The 5520-nt window shown below is 43.0% G+C and carries 5 protein-coding genes; 4 read left to right on the top strand and 1 reads right to left on the bottom strand.

Annotated elements, in window-relative coordinates; all coding sequences use genetic code 11:
- Together ACXLDX_RS10595 and ACXLDX_RS10590 are read left to right on the top strand one after the other, a co-directional pair.
- Positions 1 to 217 (top strand): hypothetical protein (locus tag ACXLDX_RS10595; RefSeq protein ID WP_457577154.1); only part of this gene is annotated, 217 nt, incomplete at its 5' end.
- Positions 218 to 1086: 869 nt separating this feature from the next.
- The gene (locus ACXLDX_RS10590) at positions 1087 to 1287 is read left to right on the top strand and encodes a DUF2065 domain-containing protein (protein ID WP_457577153.1); all 201 of its coding nucleotides are present in this window, start codon (positions 1087 to 1089) and stop codon (positions 1285 to 1287) included.
- Here ACXLDX_RS10590 and ACXLDX_RS10585 read toward each other — a convergent pair.
- Complete coding sequence (locus ACXLDX_RS10585; RefSeq protein ID WP_457577152.1) at positions 1273 to 2493, bottom strand: tetratricopeptide repeat protein; 1221 nt, start codon at positions 2491 to 2493, stop codon at positions 1273 to 1275. The genes ACXLDX_RS10590 and ACXLDX_RS10585 overlap by 15 nt on opposite strands.
- A 133-nt stretch (positions 2494 to 2626) precedes the next feature.
- Between ACXLDX_RS10585 and mgtE the strand changes: the two genes are divergently transcribed.
- Together mgtE and ACXLDX_RS10575 are read left to right on the top strand one after the other, a co-directional pair.
- Complete coding sequence (mgtE, locus tag ACXLDX_RS10580; protein ID WP_457577151.1) at positions 2627 to 4009, top strand: magnesium transporter; 1383 nt, start codon at positions 2627 to 2629, stop codon at positions 4007 to 4009.
- 22 nt (positions 4010 to 4031) lie between these two features.
- The gene (locus tag ACXLDX_RS10575) at positions 4032 to 5129 is read left to right on the top strand and encodes a S1C family serine protease (protein ID WP_457577150.1); all 1098 of its coding nucleotides are present in this window, start codon (positions 4032 to 4034) and stop codon (positions 5127 to 5129) included.
- Positions 5130 to 5520: the final 391 nt, after the last annotated feature.

Below are 5520 nucleotides of genomic sequence, written 5' to 3'. Positions count from 1 at the left end.
GACCAACTATGGACAGGCACAAGTTAACGACATTGAGTTATACATGCTGAAATTCGAGTATCCTATCGCAATGAAAAATCTCGTGCAACTGATTTCTTGGATTCCCTGGCGGGATATCTGGAACTACCCACAGGGACAACAAATCGCCGCATCAGCTGTACAGTTATTTTCCGAACACATACTCTCACAGAACAATAAAAAACTTGATTACCCATGAAACTCAGCCAAATTGTGGATGTGCCTGTTTTATCAGGCTAGCCTACGGTCAAAAATCACTGGAAATCTCAATTGATAAGGAATTTAAATGAAAAAGTGTCAGTCCAGATCATTTTATAATCAGTCTAATGTGATTTTTGAAATACGCCTGATAAAACAGGCACAATCCCCAGACTCACAAATAACAGGCTGAGTTTCATACATAATCAGAAAAAAATAAGCGCAGGCAAATAATTGATATTTATTCCATTATTTTTTAAGCATGACGCAGAGTTTGAGCAAAAGAGCCATTTATGTATGGGCAGGCACGAACCAGCTTTTGAGACTCCGGATATCACATCATATTAACACCTTCTGAAAAATGCAATCAGCTTGACCTCTAAAGGTGAATTGTAACTGCCCCCAGGTTAATTAGTGCCTGTCCATAGTTGATCTTTTTGCCCGATATCTGCGCTGGCCGGAAAATTTTTTCCTCGGAAAATTAATGATAATTTTAAACAGTTTTATTTTCATGGCGCCTTAAATTAACAAAATTGAGTGAGTATTTACGATGAATTACCCGATTGCATGATTCAGGCAATATGGTGAATATCCTGAATCGGCGAGCGTTCAATGGTGATGCAGCCTGGTTTTTTTCAACACGTTGATTATAGTAAGCTGGTTCCTGGATTTCAAAAAACAGGGTGCATTGCCGGCAGACGCCCCACAGGAAGGTGAGTGATTTTTGAAATACGCCTGACAAAACAGGCACACCCCAGATCAACAAGTATCAGGCTGAGTTTTATGCGTAATCGGAATTTATATTAACTTTTCAAAATCTTACCCGAAAAAAAACACGAAGCCGTCACGGATTCAAAAAAATATGGCGCCATGAAATTATTGACACTTTTAATCGGACTCATTCTTATCCTCGAAGGGCTTCCCTATGTTGCAGCCCCTGTGGCAATGAGGGACTGGCTGAAAAAACTCAGTGAAATGGACAGCAGTCACATGCGTGTAATTGGTCTGATATCAATGATCACAGGACTGATCATCTGCTATATTGTCCAGAAAACATCATTGTTCGTCTGATGCCTCCTCAGCGTTGCGGCTGAGAAAATAGAGCGTTCCGCCCACCCAACTGTCACCCTCTTTTCTCAAGGTTGTACTGAACCACCTGATCGGCTTCCAGCCACATTCTAATGCGATTTCCAATAGATATGTCTGTGCATGAAGAAACCTGCCTGTTTTTCCGAGATGATATCCAGGTTTGTCACTGTTTTCTAATGAAAAGCAGAAGATGCCTCGTTCTGTGCAGACATCTGAAATCGCCTTCATGACCGGACGGAGATCTCCCATGTATGTTAGGACATCAGCCGCAATAATCAGATCGAAGAAATGTTCTCTTCTTTGAAGAAATTTTTTTATTTCAACAACTTCCAGTTTATCGTATATTTTTTTTTCTTTTGCTTTTTCCACCATTTTTGCTGATAGGTCTATTCCTGTCAGATTGTCACACAATTCAGCAAAAACAGCTCCGGCCAGCCCTGTACCGCAACCAAGATCAAGGCATCTTGAAAAATGTTTCACTGGATAATTAAGAGTTTTAAAGGCGGTTTTCAACTTGTCTGGCACACTGTACTGCAATTCCTCAAGGAGATGTTTTTCAAAAACATCAGAATATTCATCAAATATTTCTGCTACATATTGATCTGGGATAGAGGGAGGTTTTTTCCCGGTAATTGAAAACAGCATATGCCTTGCCTGTTCATTTCCTGGATCGTTATCAAGAATACGTTCGTAAAGCTTGGTGGCCTTTTCATAATTTCCAAGACGATGATAGACATAAGCCAGATTTTTTAAAGCAGAAAAATGAGTAGTGTCAAGAGCCAGCGTTTTTTCGTAAGACTCGGCCGCCATTTTGAAACGACCTGTTTCCCGGTAGCAGTTTGCAAGATTGTAGAACGGTTCCGGATCTGAAACAAGTCTTTCAGTCAACTCGGAAAAAACCGCTATGGCTTCTTTAAGCTGTCCACATTTTTTTAGACTAAGAGCATAATTAAAGTGCAGATCAGGATCATCAGGTTCAAACTTCAGAGCTTTCCCATACATTGCTGCCGCTTTTTCAAATGCATCCATTTCATAATAGAGCATCGCCATTCGGCTATAGAGAACAGGGGAGGGGGGGCAGATATCCAGAAGCCGACTATACATCGCTTCAGCCCGGTTATAATCAGATAATTCGTGATATTCACAGGCTTTAATGAAAATTTTTTCTATTTCTTCCAACTTCAGCATTTTCGAGAAAACTTATAAAAACCAGATAGACCTTGATGAGCAGACAAATGTAGAGTAAATGATTTGGGCAATATACTTGTCTGGTCTGCAATGACAAGCAGTTTTTTTTAAACCCCACTCTTCGGTGTAACGTATGGATAAGATAGGAAAAAAAGAACTCGTTGGCAACGAAGGAATGGTGATTCTTGATATGGTGCGAAGATTGAATCGTCGGGGAGCGACCTCCAATCTTGCAAAACTTATCTCCAAGACCCATCCCGCCGATATGGCATGGGTATTCAGACACCTGACAAAGGATGAGCGGACAGCAGTATTTAATATTATAGGAAAAAGCGAATTTGTCGGTGAATTTCTCAGCGAACTGGATGATGCATTTGTCATTGAACTGGTAAAAGAGCTTGATCCTCCTTATATGGCAGAAATTTTGTCAGATATGCCTTCGGATGACGCAGTTGATCTTCTGGAGATCATCCCGGAAGATCTTGCCGACAAAATCCGGGAGCATATGAAGAAGAAGGACAGGGAGGAAGTGGATGAACTGATGCAGTATCATCCCGAGTCTGCCGGTGGTCTCATGTCTCCTGACTTCATGTACCTCGACGAAGAACTGACTGCTGGAGATGCTATTAACGCCATTCAGAACCGTGGCGAAGACAAGGAAATGGTTTTCTATCTTTATATAACCCACGGTGACTGCAAGCTCTCTGGAGTTATTTCTCTGCGAGAACTGCTGCTTCATCCGGCTGAACAAAAACTGAAAGAAATTATGAACCCGAATGTTATTTCCGTCAGCACCGATACGGAAAGGGGTGAGGTTGCCCATGTAGTCTCCCAATATAACATTCTTGCGGTACCAGTTGTTGATTCAAATTACACTCTGGTTGGTATTGTTACGGTCGATGATATTATTGATGTTATCCGTGAAGAGGCAACAGAAGAATTTCTCCAGATGGCCGGTGCAGGTAAAGACAGAGAGATTCTTCTGAAATCCACAAAAGAAAGTGCCTTCATACGTGCACCCTGGCTTTTTGCCTCATGGATTGGCGGGATTGTAACCATGTTTGTCATCGGTTCCTTTGAACATGAACTGGCCAAAGTAATCGCCCTGGCCTCCTTTATCCCCATTGTTACGGGAATGGGAGGCAATATTGCTGTTCAGAGTTCCACAATTGTAGTCAGGGGTATTGCCACTGGCAGGATCAACATGAATGAGGCGTATAAAGTTGTCTTTAAAGAGATCCGGGTCGGAATAATCCTTGGACTTGTATATGGAATGGTTCTCGGGGTTGTGGCTTTTCTCGGTTTTGCCGAGCCTCCTCTCCTTGGGGTTGTCGTAGGTGGAGCTGTTTTAAGCAGCATGGTGATGTCTGCCTTTGTCGGGACATCAATTCCTCTGATTTTTAAACGCTTTGACATTGATGCTGCCATAGCGACAGGCCCTTTTGTCACTACATCCATTGATATTCTCAGCACCCTGCTTTATCTCTGGTTTGCAAAGGTTTTTCTCAACCTGTAAGCATTGATCATGGACACACATTATGAATCTTAAAACCAGTTCATTAACATTATTCATTGCAATCGGTGTCGGACTCTGGCTGATTTTCAGTTCTTTGACAAGTTATTTTAACGGAGTAGATGCTGACCCCCGACCGGTTACAGCTCGAGGCGATCTCGCCCAGGACGAACAGAATACTATCGAAATCTTCCGTCTTAATTCTCCGTCGGTAGTGTACATTACAAGCATTGCCCTGAGGAGGGGATTTTTCTCTTTAAATGCTGTGGAAATTCCAAGAGGAACCGGCTCCGGTTTTGTATGGGATAAAAATGGCAGAATTGTGACAAACTACCATGTCATCAGCGACGCAAACAAAATAAAGGTCACAATGGCGAACGGTTCAACCTGGAGAGCTGTTCTAATAGGCGCCGCTCCTGACAGGGATATTGCTGTACTGCAGATTGATGCTCCATCCTCTGTTTTAAGACCCATAACAATCGGCAGCTCCAGTGATCTCCAGGTGGGGCAGAAGGTCTTCGCCATAGGCAATCCCTTTGGACTTGATCAAACAATTACCTCCGGCATCATATCCGCCCTGGGACGACAGATCAAGTCAGTTACCGGACGAACTATACAGGGAATGATTCAAACCGATGCTGCTATTAATCCGGGAAATTCCGGAGGGCCTCTGCTTGACAGCGCAGGAAGACTTATTGGCGTGAATACTGCAATTTACAGCCCGTCTGGGGCATATGCCGGTATAGGGTTTGCCGTACCTGTTGATACAGTCAACAACACCGTACCAAAGGTTATCAAATACGGACACATCATAAAACCCGGCATTGGAGCCACACTTGCTGACAAAAGACTGGCAGAAAGACTGGGGATAAAAGGAGTATTGATTCTTGCCGTTGAAGCTGACGGCCCTGCTGCCAAAGCAGGACTGCACCCGACTATGCAATACATGGGGGAGATTATTCTCGGTGATATAATCACAGCAGTTGCCGGGCAGCCGGTTACATCCTACGATGAACTGCGAACCGAGCTTGAAAAATTTGAAGTGGGCCAGGAAGTGGCACTCACGGTTCTTCGGGGGGAACAGTTGTTTGATGTTAAAATACGTCTTACTGCAATAAATTAGTGTCCAGAGTCCTGTCAACACTGCTCTGACGTATCTTGTGCCTGTCCACAGTTTGCCTTCTTGCCCGATAACTGCGTTGCCCGAAAAATTTTACCCTCGGAGGTAAGCGTAGACTCCGATATCAATTATGTGGCGGTAAAATTTCCCGTGCGCTTTGATCCCGAACAAAAATCCTCTTTTCTGAACAGACACTATCTTGCTTGTCCTTTTCCCCGCCATCCTGCCTGCTGCTTTGTATGATTTAATCTATGAACCATAAAAATTTCTGATTACGTATGAAACTCAGCCTGTTATTTGTGAGTCTGGGGATTGGGCCTGTTTTATCAGGCGTATTTCAAAAATCACTTTAGACTGATTATAAAATGATCTGGACTGACACTTTTTCATTTGA

This window comes from Desulfomarina sp., assembly GCF_054039375.1.
Note: the sequence above shows the minus strand (reverse complement) of the source record. Positions and strands in the feature narration are given on the sequence as shown.